We start from the raw sequence: 18,366 nt of genomic DNA, 5'->3' as shown, positions 1-18,366 counted from the left end.
GCTTTACCTTAAACTTTGCTAAACTGGAATTGATTCAATTTTGAATGGTTATGTATTTTTAATCTTTTGAATATAACGTATGATCTTGTGACCTCTTCTATAATAATTCGATGAAATTATGATTAACCCAAGTACACCGTCTCATGTAGTTTCGAATGATATGAAGGTAATCATTCAGCAGCGACAGATACTGTCAATGATGGGGGTAGAGGTTTGGCTACAACGACATATACCAACCGTTGTAGTCGATTATAATAAAGCTGTAGAAGGCATTTCTAATCAGCTAATGGCTGCGATTACTAGTGTTGATAACCATTTAAATGAGTCTGATTTTAATGAGACTGAACAAGATCACGAACCGGCTAAACCCAATGTGTTGAGCAGTGGAGTAGAGAAAGTTCTGTCTAATGATTCTGAAAAAAGTGAGACTTTATCTACCTTACCAGGTGGCGTTAATGACCTAAGCGATCTAAAGGGTTCTGACAACATCCAACACGTGGCTTTGAATTCTTTATCAGATAAGCCTTCATTAGCAAATGTATCATTGAGTTCAGGTATTGAAGCGCCACCGCAAACAATGCAGCAAGAGGTTAGTGTACCCGTTAGACAAGAAACTCACTTCGAGCAAGTAAATCCATTTGAGTTACTCGGGGCGCGTTACGGTGATTGGGTAATACTAGCAGAGGGCCACGCTTTAAAAGATGAGCAGACCTCAGCGCTTTGGCATAATCTATTAAACGCCTTATCGTTGACCGCTGAAACGTTAAAATTCCCAATTTGTGAAGGTATCAGTGATAAAGAGTCTGCAAATGCTAGTGTTGCTGGTTTTATTTTCCGATTAGCCAAAAGGGATAATGCCAAATTAGCGGTAGTGACGCCATTACCAGAAGGTATCGATCATAATCGATTGATTAGAGTGCCATACTTAACTGAGATGTTAGAAGACAGTCGCCAAAAAAAGCAACTTTGGCACTTGCTATCTGGTAACTTTTAATTGACATATCGTCACTGATATATGCTTATTTACTGTTTTTACGTTATTGGCTACTCCAAATTCGAAGAGTAATCATTAGATAACAGCCTTCCATTAGCTGTTAATAATGAAATTATTTCTAAAATAGAATGCGATAATTAACATGCTTTAGTAATGCGTTTGCTCGGTTACCTAAAAATCAAACCATTATAAAGTGATTTATTAATTTATCTGTTTTTTGAACCATATCTTAATGAGTATGTAGGATCAAATATGACAATGAATACGGCAACTCACGCCAATAAGTTACACCGTTTGCATAATTTTTGTGCCGGACCAGCTGCCTTACCAACCGACGTCTTATTGAAAGCTCAAGCTGAAATGCTAGACTGGGAAGGTAGGGGTGTATCGATTATGGAAATGAGTCACAGAAGCAGTGACTATGTGACAGTGGCAGAGCGTGCTGAGCAAAGTCTACGCCGCTTAATGCAAATACCAGATAACTATAAAGTGTTGTTTTTGCAAGGGGGTGCAACGTTACAATTTTCAGCCATTCCCCTCAATCTGCTTTCAAATGGTCAAGGCGCAGTAGCAGAAGGCTCAGAAAACCAAGGGTGCGGTATGGCTGATTATTTAACAACAGGGCAATGGTCGACCAAAGCGCTTAAAGAAGCCAAACGTTATGCTAATTTAGGACTAGGTAGGGTTAATGAGGTGGCGTCAAGTAAAGCGTCAGACTTTACCACTGTACCTAAGCGTAGTGAATGGCAACTCACAGAGGGAGCTCAGTATTTTCATTACTGTGCTAACGAGACCATTCATGGTGTGCAAATATTTGACACACCTGATGTTACTACGCCAATTATCGCAGACATGTCGTCTTGTATTTTATCAGAACCTATTGACGTATCAAAGTTTGGGATGATTTATGCGGGTTCCCAAAAAAATATAGGTCCTGCTGGATTAGTTATTGTTATTGTGCGTGAAGATTTACTCGGCAAAGCGAGTGAGTGGTGCCCCTCTGTGCTTAATTACGCCAATCAGGCAAGTAAAGCCTCTATGCTAAATACGCCGGCCACTTATTCTTGGTATTTAGCAGGACTGGTATTTGAATGGCTAGAAGCACGTGGCGGGCTTGAGGCGATGTCTAAAATCAATCGTCAGAAAGCACAGCTTTTGTATCAAACAATTGACGATAATGATTTTTATACCAATAAGGTAGATACGTATTATCGCTCTATTATGAACGTGCCATTTACTTTGAAAGACAACAGCTTAGATGGTAGGTTTTTATCAGAAGCTGAGCAAGCGGGGTTGCTTAATCTTAAAGGACACCGTGATGTAGGCGGCATGCGAGCAAGCCTTTATAACGCTGTTAGCCTAGAATCCGTTCAAGCCCTTTGTGACTTTATGACTAAATTTGCCAAAAAGTACGCCTAGTTTTTAAGTTAATGGATATGCCTTAGCCTGCATTACTGAAGTTTGGGAAACGCATGAATAGTTGGTTTAACCGTCTCAAAGGCTCTGTCATAGCCACAACTGTCTTAGTTGGGGTTGTAGGTTCAATCTCATCTGGCGCTTTGGCCACCCCTATTACAGTGACAACATTGGCTCACAATAGTGAAGCCATGTATGTTAAAGCCGATCATCTCCCTTATGCCAACCCTGAAGCACCTAAAGGGGGAACATTATCATTATCTGCTTTAGGTACATTTAATAGCGCCAATCCGTGGATGACGACAGGGATAGCGATGAGTGGTACAGGATATCTTTACGATACCTTGATGACGAGCTCATTAGATGAGTCCTACGTCCTGTACCCGCAGTTAGCAGAAAAAGTAACTTATGATCCTGACGATACCAGTTGGGTAATATACCATGTCAATCCTAAGGCAAGGTTTTGGGATGGTACACCAGTGACTAGTGCGGATGTGAAAGCCACGTTTGATGCGCTATTAAGCAAAGGTCCAATGCATATACGTAGCTATCTATCAAATATAGATAATATTGAGGTTGTTGATAAATATAAGGTTAAATTTAATTTTAAATCTGATGATAATAAAGAGATTTTATTGATGGTGGGGCAGTTTCCTGTTTTTGCCAAGCCATCGATTGATAAATATTTTGATATTTTGACTCTAAAGCCGTTGATGGGCAGCGGCCCCTATAAAATCTCGAATATTCAAGAAGGTCAAAGTGTGACTTATATGAGAGATCCTAATTACTGGGGTCAAAACATTATGGCAAATAAAGGTCGATTTAACTTTGATATAATCAAGTATATTTATTATGGCGATGAAGAAACGACACTAGAAGGATTTAAAATAGGTCAGTTTCAATTTAGACAGGAAAGTAGCGCTAGAAAGTGGGCAACCGCTTATACCTTTCCTGCTGTTAAAGCAGGACTTATAAAAAAAGAAGAAATTGTTACTAAAACGCCAGTGGTCATGCAGGGTATTGTCATGAATCTGCGCCATAAAATATTTAATGACATTAGAGTGCGTCAAGCTTTGAGCGAAGCATTTGACTTTGAATTGATGAATAAAACTTTATTTTATGGGCAATATGAGCGTCTTAACAGTTACTTTCATGGCTCTGAGCTAGCAGCCACAGGTAAGCCTAATGCTAAAGAGATGGCTGTATTAAACCCTTTATTGCCAAAGCTTGAAACCATTCAAAGACAAAAGGTGCTCAGTGAATGGCGTCTAAGCCAGTCAGGTGGGCATGGGTATCACCGTGAGGCATTACTACGAGCCCGTCAAAAGCTTTTAGAGGCTGGTTTCTATTATCAAAATATGAGGCTTTATCAACCGGATGGTCAACCTACAAAGATTGAGATATTAATCTCCGATGATAAGTTAAGCCGTGTCTTATTGCCTTATATCCGCAATCTTAAAAGGCTTGGTTTTAATGCCTCCATTCGTTTGGTAGATGGACCTCAATATCTTGAGCGGCTACGACGATTTGATTATGACATGATTATAGGTGGCTTTCCACAGAGTTTATCTCCTGGTAGTGAGCAGAGTTATTTATGGGGCAGTGCTGCTGCGGATGAGTTAGGCAATCGCAATTATAGTGGTATAAAAAACGAAGCGATTGACGAGGTGATAGCTAAACTTACTGTTGCCAGTAATCGAGATGAGATAGTGTTATATACCAAAGTGCTAGATAGGTTGCTGCGTGCAGGATATTATATGGTACCAATGTACGGTACGACGCGCACTCGAGTAGCGTATTGGGATAAATATCGCCATGTACAAGATTTACCCGATAATGCAATAGGTCTTGATTACTGGTGGGTAGATCAGTCCGCTGAAGCCAAAGTTAGCAGCTATTTGTATTAATTTCATCTCAAATAATCTTCTGTAGAATAAAAGAGATATACGAGAATAACGCCATAACTTATTTTAAATTACAGGAAGCGGTATGAGCTTAATTATCACACCTATTAAAGCATTTACGAACAATTATATTTGGGCATTGGTTAATGATACGAATAAACAAGCCATTGTCGTAGATCCAGGTCAAGCTCAGCCAGTAGCTCGATATTTAGAAGAGTATGGTCTTGAGTTAATGGCAATTTGGATTACTCATCATCATCATGATCATATTGGCGGTGTGGCAGAGCTGCGTGAGATTTATCCGATGACCCATGTCGTTGCAGGCGCAGAGCACAATGTGAATCCTGATCAGGTAGTCAAAGAAGGTAGCACAGTAAATATGTGGGAGTATTCGGCACAGGTCTGGGCTGTACCTGGACATACCGAACATCATTTGGCTTATATTTTTGAAAAAGACAACGTAAAACAAGTATTTTGTGGTGATACGTTATTTAGTGCGGGATGTGGGCGTGTATTTACAGGCACTATTGAGCAGCTTTTTGAGAGCTTTAAACGGTTTAATAAACTTCCTGAAGAGACATTATTTTATCCTGCACATGAATATACAGCGAATAATTTAAAATTCGGTTTAAGCATTGAGCCTAATAATCAAGTAATGCAACAAACACTATCTCAAGTAGAAGCGCTAACAGCGGCTGGTAAAGCCTCACTACCAGTGACACTTGCCCATGAAAGACAGGTAAATGTATTTCTACGTACTATGGAAGAGAATGTGATTCAAGGGGTAAGTGTGCATCATGAGCTGCCTAATACTAAGCCATTAACCGTATTTAGCGCGTTACGAGCACTAAAAGATAATTTTTAATATCTCTCTCGTTAAATAAATATATTTTAAAAAAGAAAGGTTTTAATAGCTATAGTTATTAATAATGATAGTTTTAGAGTATCAATCAAAGCACATCAGTCATGGATTTAATGTCAATAGTTGTGTTTGAAGTTAATAGATTGGTATAGCGTTAATAAATCGGTTTGCAGTTAATAGATAGGCAATATTAGGTAGGGTTAGTCGCTATGGGTCGTTATATTTTAAAACGTATATTACTTATTATACCTACCTTGTTCTTAATCTTACTTGCCAATTTCATCTTAGTACAAGCCGCACCTGGTGGCCCAGTTGAGCAGCAAATTGCTCAAATTGAGCAAGCACCGATAACTGGCGATTCTACTGCGGTTACGTTAGGCAGTAGCACTATTATAGAGGATAGTAGCTATCGCGGTTCAAGGGGGTTATCTGATGAAATGGTTCAAGCCATCAAAGAGCAATATGGGTTTGATAAGCCTGCACCTGAGCGCTTTTGGTTGATGATTAAGAGTTATGCGGTTCTTGATTTTGGTCAGTCTTTTTTTAAAGGAAAACCAGTGACGGAGCTCATCTTTGATAAGCTGCCTGTGTCTATATCACTGGGTTTGTGGAGTACACTTCTGATCTATCTCATTGCCATACCGCTGGGTATCTACAAAGCCATGCATAACGGTTCCAGTATAGATAAGACAACGGCCATTATGTTAGCAGTTGGTCATGCGATACCTGTATTTGTGTTTGGGATTATATTGCTGGTTTTGTTTGCAGGCGGCAGTTATTGGCAAATATTTCCACTGCAAGGGCTGGTCTCTGAAAACTTTGACCAGCTGACTACGCTTGGTAAAATTACAGACTATTTTTGGCATTTAGTATTACCATTGACTGCTAGTACAATAGGTGGTTTTGCTGGCTTAGCCTATTTGACAAAATTCAGCTTTATAGAAGAGCTATCTAAACAGTATGTATTGACGGCAAGCGCTAAAGGCTTAAGCCGTAATCAAGTCCTTTATGGTCATGTGTTTCGTAATGCAATGCTAATTATTATTGCTGGCGTGCCGGCTGCCATTGTCGGTATATTCTTTACGGGCAACTTTTTAATAGAAATTATATTTAAGCTCGATGGTTTGGGTCTGCTCGGATTCGAAGCTATTCTACAACGTGATTATCCCGTCATCTTTGGTACTCTATTCATCTTTACCTTGGTCGGACTTCTGCTCCAGCTTATCAGTGATGTTAGCTATCATTTGATTGATCCTAGAATTGATTTTGAAGGGCGTTAAGTGATGGCTGTAGATGATAATACGCTAAAGACTGCCTATTTAAATCCTATTTGGCAAGCCAGATTTAAAAGGTTTAAAAAGAATAAACAGGGTGTGCTATCCCTCGGTATTTTCCTTATTTTATTTGTTGTTTGTATGGGCGCCAATTTTATTGCTAATGAAAAACCTTTAGTCGTTAAATATCAAGATAGTTTGTATTTTCCTATCCTTAAAGCCTATCCTGAAACAACCTTTGGCGGGGTGTTTGAAACTGAGGCAAACTACAAAGATCCAGCCGTTAAATCGCTTATCGAACAAGATGGGTTTATGCTCATGCCTTTGATTGAGTTTGCGGATCAGACCCCAAGTGTTGAAATTAATATGCCATATCCTGCCCCGCCTAATGCTAGTAACTGGTTAGGTACGGATGATACTGGCCGAGATGTGTTAGCACGTATCTTGTATGGGATGCGTATCTCACTTGTATTCGGTTTGGCTTTGACAATAGCTGGGTCGCTGATTGGTATTATTGTTGGCGCTATACAGGGATATTATGGTGGTTGGTTTGACCTGATAGGTCAACGTTTTATGGAGGTTTGGGCAGGTCTTCCACAGCTGTTCATGATTATTATTTTAGTCAGCTTATTTAGTCCAAGTATATGGGTATTGTTTGCGCTCATGTTACTGTTTGGTTGGATGAGTTTAGTAGGATTGGTAAGAGCTGAGTTTTTAAGAGCACGTAACTTCGATTATGTGCGGGCAGCTCGCAATCTTGGCGTATCCGATTTAAAAATTATGCTTCGGCATATTCTGCCAAATGCCTTAGCGTCAAGTCTTTCTCAACTACCTTTTATTTTGACGGCTAATATCGTCGCATTAGCTGCATTAGACTTTTTGGGCTATGGTTTACCACCAGGGTCGCCGTCACTGGGAGAGTTGATGACTCAAGGGAAAAACAACCTTGATGCCCCTTGGCTGGCTCTATCTGCTTTTTTTAGTTTAACAATTGTATTGTCGTTACTGATTTTTATCGGTGAGGCACTGCGTGATGCTTTTGATCCAAGAGGTTAGTCACACCATCTATTAATTATCATTAATCTATGAGCTATGAATGACGCTGTGTGTATAATACGCAATTGTTTATAAAACTTTAGAAGATTTAAATTAACTAGTTGTGAGTATTATGAGCGTAAAAACGGAAAAACACTTAATCAACGGGCCTGCAGGCAAGCTAGAACTAGAAGCCTTATGGCAAAATGGTAATCCTCAGGATCAGCACACTGATACGATTGCCCTAATATGTCATCCTAATCCTCGTCACGGTGGTACTATGAGTAACAAGGTGGTAACCACAATGTATCGTTTTGCAAGGGATGAGGGAATGCATGCGGTACGGTTTAATTTTCGCTGTGCTGGGAACTCAACAGGCGAACACGATTTTGGTCCAGGCGAATTTGAAGATGCAATGACCGTATTACAGTGGTTAAATAGTCAAAGCTCGGCCTGTAAGTTATGGCTTGGCGGTTTTTCATTTGGGGGTTATATCACTGCAAGAGTGGCAGAACAAATGATGCTAACACCGCACATTTGGGGTCTTACTGATTTAGAGCTGTTAAAAGTTGTACTTATTGCACCATCCGTGGTTAATAATGATGTGTCTGATTTGGTTTTGCCAACTAAAAAAACAATTCAGATATATGGCAATGTTGATGAAGTTGTTTCCCCTGATAGTATGGCTGCCTTTGCCAGAAAAATGCATATTGAAACGCATATTATTGAAGAAGCAGGTCACTTCTTTCATGGCCGTTTAGGCGAGTTGAAAAATTTATTAGAAAAGCATGCCTTGTAATTTAAAGTGTCTACTCTAACGCTTGGAATTATAAGCATGGCGGCTTAAAAGAAGCTTTTAAAAAATCTCAATTAGTTTGAAAATAGCAACTTTAAGCATGATTCTACGGATTAAAATCTGAGTATGACAATTTAACGCTTAGCGATTTAAAGAAAGCCTAGTCATAAAAGCTTTGTCATTAAAAGCCTCTTAATTAAAAGTTAATCAGGCATTTTACAATTGTATATTTCTATCTCATAGTCAGTGATAGGTTGTAAATACAGGTTCTAAGTACATTTTTGTGGCTTAAATTATCTGTTTTCATCCTGCTTGAAGATATGTAATAATCCTATTCCTTATACGTACAGATGATGAAATGACCACAATGAATCAAACTCCGTTACAACGTTACGACGCTGCAATTGCAACAGGCGACTTTAAGTATGATGATATTCAACATAAAGCAATGGAATATCTGGATGCAATTTATCACGAGTTAATAGAAATTTCTGCTGAAAAAAAAGGGCTTCTAGGATTCTTTAAGTCCACTCCTAAACCACCAAAAGGACTATATATGTGGGGTGGAGTAGGCCGAGGTAAGACATGGATGATGGACATGTTTTTCGAGTCGATTCCTATTAAACGTAAGATGCGCATGCATTTTCATCATTTCATGCAACGTGTTCATAAGGAGTTGAATGCTCTACAAGGTAGTAGTGATCCTTTAGAAAAAGTGGCTGATATTATTCATGAAGAAGCCATACTCATTTGTTTTGATGAGTTTTTTGTGTCGAATGTCTCTGATGCCATGATATTGGGCGATTTATTTACCATGCTATTTAGGCGGGGTATTACTTTAGTAGCAACCTCTAATATTGAACCTTCCGGGCTCTACAAAGATGGCCTGCACCGAGACAGATTCTTACCTGCTATTGCAGAGGTGGAAAGTCATACTGAGGTAATGAATATAGATTCAGGGATTGATTACCGCTTACGATTATTGCAACAAGCAGAGCTTTACATGTCGCCATTAACTGAAGACAATCAGCATTGGTTAGCAAATCGCTTTTCTGATTTAGCCGGTAACCAAAAAATTTATCAAGAGCCTATCATTATTGCAGGGCGGAAAATTGAGATTAATGGAAGAACGGAAACCGTGTTATTTTGTGATTTCAGACAGTTATGTATGGAGCCACGTGCAGCATCGGATTTTATTGAAATTGCAAACCGCTTTACTACTGTGTTAATAGATAATGTTCCTGAACTGTCAGATCTTCTACGAGATCCGACCAGACGCTTTATTTATCTGGTAGACGAGTTTTATGATCGTCGTGTTAAGCTATTAATTAGAGCGCAGCAAACTATTTTAGAATTATATCAAGGGGAAAAGTTAGCCTTCGAGATTGAACGCACTCGTTCTCGTTTGCTTGAAATGCAATCTGAAGATTATCTGAAACTAGAACATAGATTAGATAATGCAAAATCTGAAGTATCGAGCTAATCTACCAAAGCATTTAGACTCACAGTCGCCGCTTTTTTAACGGGTAAGTACTTAATATGCCAACGTAAAGAGTTGTATTCAGAATATGGAACTTCAACCAGTCTGATGCCTTCTCGACGCATGAGGGGCATGTCTATAAAATTATTACCATCAATAGAAGCCTGAGCACTTGGCGGATATACCTCACCTGTGAAGGTCATTCCCTGAGGTATAGGTAAGGTTACCATCAAGTTATAAATAGGTCGCTGTTTCATATTAACATAAGTTGCTTTGTATTGAATAACCGTACCAGATTTCGCTGTATTAACTGGAATATACTTAATATCTCCATTCGATAGACTGACCACTTTATTGGCTTGAAGCTTCATTAGCAAACCATCGTTTGCATGACTTGATAAAGTGATTGAAATACATAAACCTGCAAATAAAGAAGCATAGCTTAACCTCTTCGAATAAGGCATTATGCTTGAGAATTGATGCAGACTAATAACAGACAAAGCAAACTCCTTGAGGTAAAAGATTGCTTTCATTAATTTCATTAGAAACTTTTTTCATTAGAAATCTTTAAAAGCACTCGGTGCCATCACTTTAGTTTAAATTAAATCCTTAATAATTATATAGGTAATTTGCAACTACAATTATTCACTACTGTAAAAAATGATATTCTCCAATAAAATAGGTTGAAATCAATTATATATTGTAATTGTGTTAATCTTTCTTATTGTAAACGCACTAATGAATGGCTTACCTCTGCTCGGAGTAGTATGGCGAAGTAACTATGCACCTGCAATTGAATATCATAACCTAGAATGTATGAGATTTACTACTAGAGAACTTCTTTAAAAACCAATAACGCTTTTAATATGAATAAATAAGGCTAACTTGCTAACTAGTAGTATGGTGCTGTGATATCTGAACATTTAGTTGTGAGTACAATTAATCAACGATTGTTGAGTAATTAATTAATAAGATGGTTAACTTGTTATATAATACTAAATATGTGGGGCAAATTAGCAATTTAATAGGCTTCTTTAAATTATAAAAGACACCTATTAAATACGTTTATACATACGTTTATTGCAAATAAAATAGGACGATCAATATGAGCTATATTTCGTCCAGCATATTTAAACTCACATTTAATAGCAATATATAAGCTACAAAGCTTTAATATTTTTTGACAAAAATAGCTATTTTAATAAAGTTATCAATTGTTAAAAATAAGTAAAGTATTGAATCTAATAAAAGTATTGAATCTAATAAAAGTATTGAATCTAATAAAAGTATATATTCATCATTTAGTATCTAAATAGTCTAGCTGTAATCATTTCTCTGTAGTGATAGCTGTACATCTGACATGTCGCTATACTATCAATGGTTTAATATAGTCTACAACTGTATTTCTTTTGGATTTATTGCATACTCATATAATTATTTTAATAAATAGGTTATATAAAAGAAGTTGTAGATAGATGAAATTTCAAATAACTTGTTTCATTGCTCAATTTTATTCATTTTAAAAATCACATCGGTCAAATATAAGGATAAACATTATGAATTATTATAAAGATGCGGATGGCATCGAAACGCAAGAGTGGTTAGATGCGTTTGAATCTGTTATTAAGCATGCAGATAAAGATCGTGCCCAATTTTTACTCAAAGCACTTTATAATATGGCTGTACAAGAGGGCTTGCCGTTTAACCGGTTAGATACAGCATATATAAACACCATTCCAGTTGAAGATGAGCCAACTTATCCAGGCGACTTAGCGATTGAGCGTAAAATCCGTGCACTCGTTCGGTATAATGCCTTAGCAATGGTAATGCGGGCAAACAAGAACGATGATGATTTGGGTGGTCACTTAGCGACATTTGCTTCCAGTGCCACTTTATATGAGACAGGTTTCAACCACTTTTTCCGCGCGGCCAGTGATCATTTTGGTGGTGACATGATTTACTATCAGGGTCACTCTGCACCGGGTATTTATGCCCGCTCATTTTTAGAAGGCCGTTTGACTGAAGAACAACTAGACAACTTTCGTCGAGAAGTAGGTGGTAAAGGTTTATCAAGTTATCCGCATCCTTACTTGATGCCTGATTACTGGCAGTTTCCTACTGTATCAATGGGCCTTGGTCCGATAATGTCAATTTACCACGCTCATGTACACAATTATTTGATTAACCGTGGTTTGTTAGAAGATGAAGGACGTAAAATTTGGGCATTTCTAGGTGATGGCGAGACTGATGAGCCAGAAAGTCTCGGTGCCATATCGTTAGCTGGTCGAGAGAATTTAGAGAACCTTATTTGGGTAGTAAACTGTAATTTACAGCGCTTAGATGGTCCTGTACGTGGAAATGGTAAGATTATCCAAGAGCTAGAATCAGTATTTCGAGGCGCTGGCTGGCGGGTTATTAAGGTCATTTGGGGTGGTAAATGGGATACCTTGTTAGCTAAAGATCATACGGGTGTGTTAAAAAAACGTATGGAAGAAACGGTTGATGGCGAGTATCAACTGTATGAAACACGTGATGGCGCATTTACTCGCAAAGAGTTCTTTAACAAGTATCCTGAACTTGAAGAAATGGCCAATGAGTTAACTGATGATGACATCATACGTTTAAATCGTGGTGGTCATGATCCTATAAAAGTGTATGCTGCATTTAGTGAAGCAATGAAAACAAAGGGTCAGCCAACAGTTGTGTTGGTTAAGACTGTAAAAGGTTATGGACTTTCAGATCAAGCGCAAGCAGTAAATAAAACACACGGCATCAAAAAACTGGATAAAGAAGGACTTGTTTATTTCCGAGACCGTTTTGATTTGCCTTTTACAGATGAAGAATTGGAAACACTGCCATTTTATAAGCCAGATGAAAATTCGGCAGAAATGAAATATCTTCATGGGCGCCGTGATTCTTTAGGCGGACATCTCCCTAACCGTCGTAGTGGTCATATTCCGCTAGAGATCCCTGATCTATCCATTTTTGATAGAATCTTAAAAGGCAGTAACGGTAAAGCCCAATCAACAACAATGGTGTTTGTGCGCTTACTTTCAGCAATGTTGAAGAACAAAGATATTCAAGATAGGGTTGTACCTATCGTGCCTGATGAAGCGCGTACATTTGGTTTAGAGGGTATGTTCCGCCAGCTAGGCATTTATTCAGCTGCAGGTCAAAAATATACGCCTGAAGATAATGATGCGCTTATGGGTTACAAAGAAGCTAAAGATGGACACATGCTTGAAGAGGGGATTAACGAAGCAGGTGCAATGAGTGCTTGGATTGCATTAGCAACCAGTTATTCGACAAATGCATTACCTATGATTCCTTTGTATATCTACTATTCAATGTTTGGTTTCCAACGTATTGGCGACTTAGCATGGGCGGCTGGCGACTGTCAGGCACAAGGCTTCCTACTAGGCGCCACTGCGGGTCGCACGACACTCAATGGTGAGGGATTACAGCATCAAGATGGCCATTCACATATTTTATTTGGTACAGTACCAAACTGTGTGTGTTATGACCCCTGCTTTGGTTACGAGCTTGCGGTAATCATCCATGATGGCTTACGCCGTATGTATGGTAATGGTGAGCGGATTTACTACTATATTACCCTAATGAATGAAAACTACGAACAGCCTGAGATGCCAGAAGGTGTGGAAGAGGGTATTAAACGTGGTATGTATTTGTTAGAAGATAATAGTGAAAACCAACTTAGCACCCATGTGCAGTTATTAGGTTCTGGTGTTATCCTGCGAGAAGTTCAGAAAGCAGCTCGCATTCTTCGTGATGAGTTTAACATCAGCTCGAACGTTTGGAGCGTGACCAGTTTTAATGAGCTGACCCGTGACGGTATGGCATGTGATGATTACAATCGCCTGCACCCAATGGAAGAGGAAAAAGTGCCTTGGGTCACTGAGCAGTTAGCCAAACATGAGGGTGTGGTGGTTGCCGCAACTGACTATATGCGAAATTTCTCAGAGCAGATAAGAGCTTGGTTACCTGATAGCAGACCTTATACGACTTTGGGTACTGATGGTTATGGTCGCTCTGATAGTCGTGAGCAATTACGTAACTTCTTCCATGTTAATGCTGAACACATCGTAGTAGCGACGTTAAAACGTCTTGCTGATGAAGGCGAAGTCGAAATGAGATTGGTTAAAGATGCCATTACGAGTTTAGGTATCGATACTGATCAACCTCCAGCTTGGCAAGTACAGCCACAATTCGATCACTTCCCGGATGCCCCAGCTCCAGAAGTTGTGAATCCAAATCCCGTGCCAGAATTAGTTGAAGAAGATGACGAAGAAATTCGTAGTGAAGGTCGTGCTGAAGATAAAGCCGACGCCGAGATTCTAAATGATAAAAACATTGAAGAATAATAAAAAGAAGAATAACAACTAATTGTTGGAGAAATAGCATGGAAATTAAGACCCCAGATTTGGGTGTGGATAGCGCTGAGGTAAGTGAGATCTTAGTAGCTGAAGGTGATATAATCACTGAGAATGATAATATAGTTTTATTAGAATCTGATAAGGCATCTGTTGAAGTGCCTAGTTCAGCAGCCGGTAAAATCACAAAAATCATGGTATCGGTTGGGGATACAGTAAGTGAAGGAGTGGTGCTTGTTGAAATCGACAGTGAGGTTGGAGTTGATGCAGACGAAGATACAGAAGGTCACTCTGCAACCGAAAAGTCGAACGATAAGACAGAAGAACCTATCAGCCACTCTGATATGGACTCTCAGGCAAACCTAGAAACACAAGAATCTGATGATAGTGGTCATACTCAGTCCGATGAGACTCAATCCGGTGGCTTACATACATATTCACTGCCAGATTTAGGTGTAGATGAAGCGCAAGTTGCTGAAATCATGGTTGCTGAAGGCGATACAGTTGAAGCAGAGCAATCTATATTACTTATAGAGTCGGATAAAGCTTCTGTAGAAGTTCCTTCACCTGTTGCAGGCACAATCGAAAAAATCTTAGTGTCAGCGGGTGACACTGTGACAAATGGTCAAGACTTTTTGATTATTCTAAGCGCTGATTCAGCCAAAAGTAATAGCACCTCTGTCTCAAAGGATAGCTCTGAAGGTAAGTCTGCTATCAGTAAACCCGATAGCAATACTGTTGACAATAAGGACGAAAATAAAAACGCACAAGCAGCTCAGAAAGATACAAGTACTCAAGAAAAACCTAGCTCTAACAGCACAACTGCTAATCAGCAAAGTAAGCTTACTGAGGCGCAAGTTAATAAAAAATTGATAGACGTTTATGCGGGTCCTGCCGTCCGTAAAATTGCACGTCAGCTTGGCGTTGATATTACCCAAGTTGAGGGCACTGCCCCAAATAAGCGTATATTAAAAGAAGACGTCTTTAGTTATGTTAAATCTCATATACAAACGGGGGCTTCATCTAAGCCGGTCACTACTGGGATAAGTGTTGGTTCAGGTTTACCCTCACTCCCAGATATGAGTAAATCTGAGATATGGGGCGAGATTGAGACTCAGGACTTAAGCCGTCTGCAAAAGGTATCCATACCTCAGCTGAATTATAATACTTATTTGCCACAAGTAACCCAGTTTGATTTGTCAGATATTACTGAAACTGAAAAGCTGCGTGGAGAGCTTAAAGGCGAATTCAAAGCTCAAGGTATTGGACTAACCATACTTGCTTTTATTGTTAAAGCAACCGCCTATGCTTTGACACAGCATCCTAGATTTAACAGTCATCTAAGTGATGATAATACTCAAATTCACATACGTAAGACAGTTAATATGGGTATTGCGGTTGCTACAGATGATGGCTTGATAGTTCCCGTACTTAAGGATGTTCAAAATAAAGGTATTAAACAGATTGCCATAGAAATTGGTACGCTTGCTGGTAAAGCTCGAGATAAAAAGTTAACAACAAAAGATCTGCAAGGGGCGAGCTTTACTATCTCAAGTCAGGGTAATCTTGGCGGTACATACTTTACTCCATTGGTCAATTGGCCACAAGTCGGTATATTGGGTATATCAGAAGCATCTATGCAGCCTAGATGGAATGATGCTAAGCAGACCTTCGAGCCCCGTTTGATGTTACCGTTATCATTGTCTTATGACCATAGAGTTATCAACGGTGCTGATGCCGCAGTATTTACACGGTATGTTGCCAAACTATTGGCCGATCCAAGACGCATACTTCTTTAGTGTTAATTAAATAGATATACCTAATAATACAAGCACTTTAATACATTACATAAATATCCCTGTCAGCAACTGGCAGGGATTTTCTGTATAGTATATATAATCGGCAAACTTATAAATCGCTACGGTGTTAACCTTGTTTAGCATACAATTAATTGTAGTATTTTCATTCAATTGACTTGTATCGATTTTAAATTGCTTTGACTATAGGATTCAACAGTAATAGTATTTCTCACATTAATAATAACAGTTTTAAGCCAGTTTCAAGCGAACGATTGATAAGCCCTTCGCGCTTTTAACAATTAGAACATTAAGTAAAATGGGTATAAGCACTATATACATTAGGCTAAATATCTTCAGCTAAGCTGATCCTATATTTTATCTATGAAGCTGAGCCTATATTTTAAAAGGATATTAGATTATCATTAGCAGCACAATTATCTATACCTTAAATTATATTTTTAATAATTTATTATAATATAATCAGCCAAAAATCAATCTCCCGACTTTAAAGAAAAATTAAGTGTAGTTAAAAATTAACTAAATATAAGCCTCTCATGATCAACTTACGAATTTACAAAAAACTACGTAGAAGAGTTTACGATATTATCGAAAACGATGCGTATCAAAGCCCGCTAAGTCAGTTTGTTGATAAGTTTTTGATATTTTTTATTATATTAAACGTTTCTGCTGTTATCGCAGAATCAGTCGATCGATGGTATTTCCCAAATCAGCATGCTTTTCAAATGTTTGAGAATATCTCAATACTTATATTTAGTATTGAGTACTGGTTACGTTTATGGGTCATTGTTGAGAAGGATATAGAAGAGACAGAGTCTACAGGAATTGAATTACCCAATTGGAAGAAGCGTTTGCTTTGGATAAAGAGCCCAGGTGCAATTATTGACTTTATCTCAATTTTCCCAGCATACATGAACTTTTTCGTTTCGGTTGATTTACGTTTCTTACGTGTTTTAAGGTTATTTAGACTGCTTAAACTGACCCGTTATTTTGCGGCGATGCGTATTTTATTGATCGTTTTACAAAAAGAGAAAGAGTCCTTTAAGGCAGTTATATTCATCTTGATTATCATGATAGTAACAGCTTCTAGCGGTATTTACGTCGTAGAGAATCAAGCTCAGCCAGAGGTTTTTGAATCTATTCCTAAGTCAATGTGGTGGGCTGTAGTTACCTTGACGACGGTGGGATATGGAGATGTCATTCCAGTCACAACGTTAGGCAAGTTTTTAGGGGCGGTTATTACTATTTTAGGCGTAGGCTTAGCTGCATTGCCTGCAGGTATTTTGGCCTCTGGTCTGGCCTCTGAGCTTGAACAACGTCGGGAGATTCTAGAACAAAAGTTTCGAGAGTTGTTGCTTAGTGAAGATATGGATTTAATAAATAATCAATTTAAAATTGATAAACATAGACGTGAGGTTGGTTTAGATCGCCAGCAAGCAGAAGAGGTCGTCAAGCATTTATTGCGTGAACAGCTTTATGAAAATAAATTGAAAGAAATTGAAAAACGCAATTATTGTCCCCATTGCGGGGAGAAGCTCTAACAAGTATCTAACTTGTAATAGATAAAGCAAATATAAATATTATTTGGTTGTTTATTTTATCAGTTAGGTTTTTACTAATATTTAAAATACTACATTAAATAATATTTTAATGTAGAGAGTACTCTGTTGAAAGCTCATTGATAATTTGTTGAGTCATATTTTCCATCTTGTTGCTTTCTAGGGGTAAGTTATTAATTGTAAAGCGCCATTCAGATAATTCTCGACTCAATGTGGCCACGTATATGGCAGAAGTCTCTGTGTTCAATAAGGTAAGGTCTGTAGTATAAACTTCATTACCTTCATCGTCACTGATATACATATCTCCTCTTTCAACACTTTTAATTGAATGTCCATTATATGAAGACACAATAAGGGCAATGTGGTTAATATTGCTAGGTAGCTGAGGCAGTCTCAACTCTATTGTTTCTACATCAAAGCTACGATCAAATTCAGCCATATCTCCACGGTCTCTACCATCTAAGCTATCACCAAGGTGGCGAATGGCTTCAGATTCATCACGTAATTTTTTAAACCATACCGTATCAACAACATTAAGATTTTGATCAAGTAAAATGCATGATAAGTCTATATCTAAGGGCTCTGTCTTACCTTTTAGGCGGCTAATAACCCCCTTTTTCTCTACTTCAGTGTATTTAAAGTTTAACCCAAATAGCAAGTTATCCGTATGTAGTGGCAATTCGCTTAGAAGATGACTGCCATTATCAAGTATATTAGGTCTGATATTGTTCGTATTATTTTGCAGCGTAGAGGATACTGGTGTTGACAAGAGATGCTCCAAAGGAAGATTGAAATATAAAGGTTTTGATGAATAAATTTTATTTATATCGTATTAGAT

The 18,366-nt window shown here is 38.4% G+C and carries 13 protein-coding genes; 11 read left to right on the top strand and 2 right to left on the bottom strand.

The genetic code is table 11. The annotated features are described in order from the left end of the window. Positions 1–118 precede the first annotated feature (118 nt). The 8 genes from AC2SLN_RS05055 to zapE all read left to right on the top strand — a co-directional run bounded on the left by AC2SLN_RS05055 (position 119) and on the right by zapE (position 9,764). Positions 119–994 carry a hypothetical protein gene (locus AC2SLN_RS05055; RefSeq protein ID WP_486548478.1) on the top strand — a complete coding sequence of 292 codons (876 nt, stop codon included), beginning with the start codon at positions 119–121 and terminating at the stop codon, positions 992–994. 258 nt (positions 995–1,252) lie between these two features. Further along, complete coding sequence (gene serC / locus AC2SLN_RS05050; protein WP_486548574.1) at positions 1,253–2,413, top strand: 3-phosphoserine/phosphohydroxythreonine transaminase; 1,161 nt, start codon at positions 1,253–1,255, stop codon at positions 2,411–2,413. A gap of 53 nt (positions 2,414–2,466) precedes the next feature. Continuing rightward, positions 2,467–4,317 (top strand): extracellular solute-binding protein, encoded by a 1,851-nt coding sequence (locus tag AC2SLN_RS05045; protein WP_486548477.1) that lies wholly within the window; start codon positions 2,467–2,469, stop codon positions 4,315–4,317. A gap of 82 nt (positions 4,318–4,399) precedes the next feature. After that, positions 4,400–5,179 carry a hydroxyacylglutathione hydrolase gene (gene gloB / locus AC2SLN_RS05040; protein ID WP_486548476.1) on the top strand — a complete coding sequence of 260 codons (780 nt, stop codon included), beginning with the start codon at positions 4,400–4,402 and terminating at the stop codon, positions 5,177–5,179. Positions 5,180–5,385: 206 nt separating this feature from the next. Then, positions 5,386–6,456, top strand: a complete 1,071-nt coding sequence (locus tag AC2SLN_RS05035; RefSeq protein WP_486548475.1) for a microcin C ABC transporter permease YejB — start codon at positions 5,386–5,388, stop codon at positions 6,454–6,456. Between the two features lie 3 nt (positions 6,457–6,459). Next, positions 6,460–7,506, top strand: a complete 1,047-nt coding sequence (locus AC2SLN_RS05030) for an ABC transporter permease (RefSeq protein ID WP_486548474.1) — start codon at positions 6,460–6,462, stop codon at positions 7,504–7,506. Positions 7,507–7,618: 112 nt separating this feature from the next. Then, the gene (locus AC2SLN_RS05025; protein ID WP_486548473.1) at positions 7,619–8,284 is read left to right on the top strand and encodes an alpha/beta hydrolase; all 666 of its coding nucleotides are present in this window, start codon (positions 7,619–7,621) and stop codon (positions 8,282–8,284) included. A 364-nt stretch (positions 8,285–8,648) separates the two neighbouring features. Then, a complete protein-coding gene (gene zapE / locus AC2SLN_RS05020; RefSeq protein WP_486548573.1) occupies positions 8,649–9,764 on the top strand; it encodes a cell division protein ZapE in 1,116 nt (371 codons plus the stop codon). On the opposite strand, the gene AC2SLN_RS05015 is transcribed toward zapE, so the two are convergent. After that, positions 9,761–10,261 (bottom strand): hypothetical protein, encoded by a 501-nt coding sequence (locus AC2SLN_RS05015; RefSeq protein WP_486548472.1) that lies wholly within the window; start codon positions 10,259–10,261, stop codon positions 9,761–9,763. The two genes, zapE and AC2SLN_RS05015, sit on opposite strands and share 4 nt — an antisense overlap. 1,056 nt (positions 10,262–11,317) lie before the next feature. Here AC2SLN_RS05015 and aceE point away from each other — a divergent pair. The 3 genes from aceE (at position 11,318) to AC2SLN_RS05000 (ending at position 17,510) form a co-directional block, all read left to right on the top strand. Then, complete coding sequence (aceE, locus tag AC2SLN_RS05010) at positions 11,318–14,143, top strand: pyruvate dehydrogenase (acetyl-transferring), homodimeric type (RefSeq protein WP_486548471.1); 2,826 nt, start codon at positions 11,318–11,320, stop codon at positions 14,141–14,143. Between the two features lie 38 nt (positions 14,144–14,181). Then, the gene (locus AC2SLN_RS05005; RefSeq protein WP_486548470.1) at positions 14,182–15,951 is read left to right on the top strand and encodes a 2-oxo acid dehydrogenase subunit E2; all 1,770 of its coding nucleotides are present in this window, start codon (positions 14,182–14,184) and stop codon (positions 15,949–15,951) included. A gap of 554 nt (positions 15,952–16,505) precedes the next feature. Continuing rightward, complete coding sequence (locus AC2SLN_RS05000) at positions 16,506–17,510, top strand: ion transporter (protein ID WP_486548469.1); 1,005 nt, start codon at positions 16,506–16,508, stop codon at positions 17,508–17,510. Positions 17,511–17,616: 106 nt separating this feature from the next. Here AC2SLN_RS05000 and AC2SLN_RS04995 read toward each other — a convergent pair whose 3' ends face one another. Further along, positions 17,617–18,297, bottom strand: a complete 681-nt coding sequence (locus AC2SLN_RS04995; RefSeq protein WP_486548468.1) for a TerD family protein — start codon at positions 18,295–18,297, stop codon at positions 17,617–17,619. Positions 18,298–18,366 lie beyond the last annotated feature (69 nt).

The organism is Psychrobacter sp. CX90 (assembly GCF_057396305.2).
The sequence above is the reverse complement of the archived record's forward strand: the minus strand, read 5'-3'. Positions and strand labels throughout refer to the sequence as shown.

Coding starts and splice junctions, on each gene's coding strand:
- aceE (WP_486548471.1), top strand. CDS start 11,318: ATGAATTATTATAAAGATGCGGATGGCATCGAAACGCAAGAGTGGTTA.
- AC2SLN_RS05000 (WP_486548469.1), top strand. CDS start 16,506: ATGATCAACTTACGAATTTACAAAAAACTACGTAGAAGAGTTTACGAT.
- AC2SLN_RS05030 (WP_486548474.1), top strand. CDS start 6,460: ATGGCTGTAGATGATAATACGCTAAAGACTGCCTATTTAAATCCTATT.
- AC2SLN_RS05045 (WP_486548477.1), top strand. CDS start 2,467: ATGAATAGTTGGTTTAACCGTCTCAAAGGCTCTGTCATAGCCACAACT.
- gloB (WP_486548476.1), top strand. CDS start 4,400: ATGAGCTTAATTATCACACCTATTAAAGCATTTACGAACAATTATATT.
- AC2SLN_RS05025 (WP_486548473.1), top strand. CDS start 7,619: ATGAGCGTAAAAACGGAAAAACACTTAATCAACGGGCCTGCAGGCAAG.
- AC2SLN_RS05035 (WP_486548475.1), top strand. CDS start 5,386: ATGGGTCGTTATATTTTAAAACGTATATTACTTATTATACCTACCTTG.
- AC2SLN_RS05055 (WP_486548478.1), top strand. CDS start 119: ATGATTAACCCAAGTACACCGTCTCATGTAGTTTCGAATGATATGAAG.
- AC2SLN_RS05005 (WP_486548470.1), top strand. CDS start 14,182: ATGGAAATTAAGACCCCAGATTTGGGTGTGGATAGCGCTGAGGTAAGT.
- zapE (WP_486548573.1), top strand. CDS start 8,649: ATGAATCAAACTCCGTTACAACGTTACGACGCTGCAATTGCAACAGGC.
- serC (WP_486548574.1), top strand. CDS start 1,253: ATGAATACGGCAACTCACGCCAATAAGTTACACCGTTTGCATAATTTT.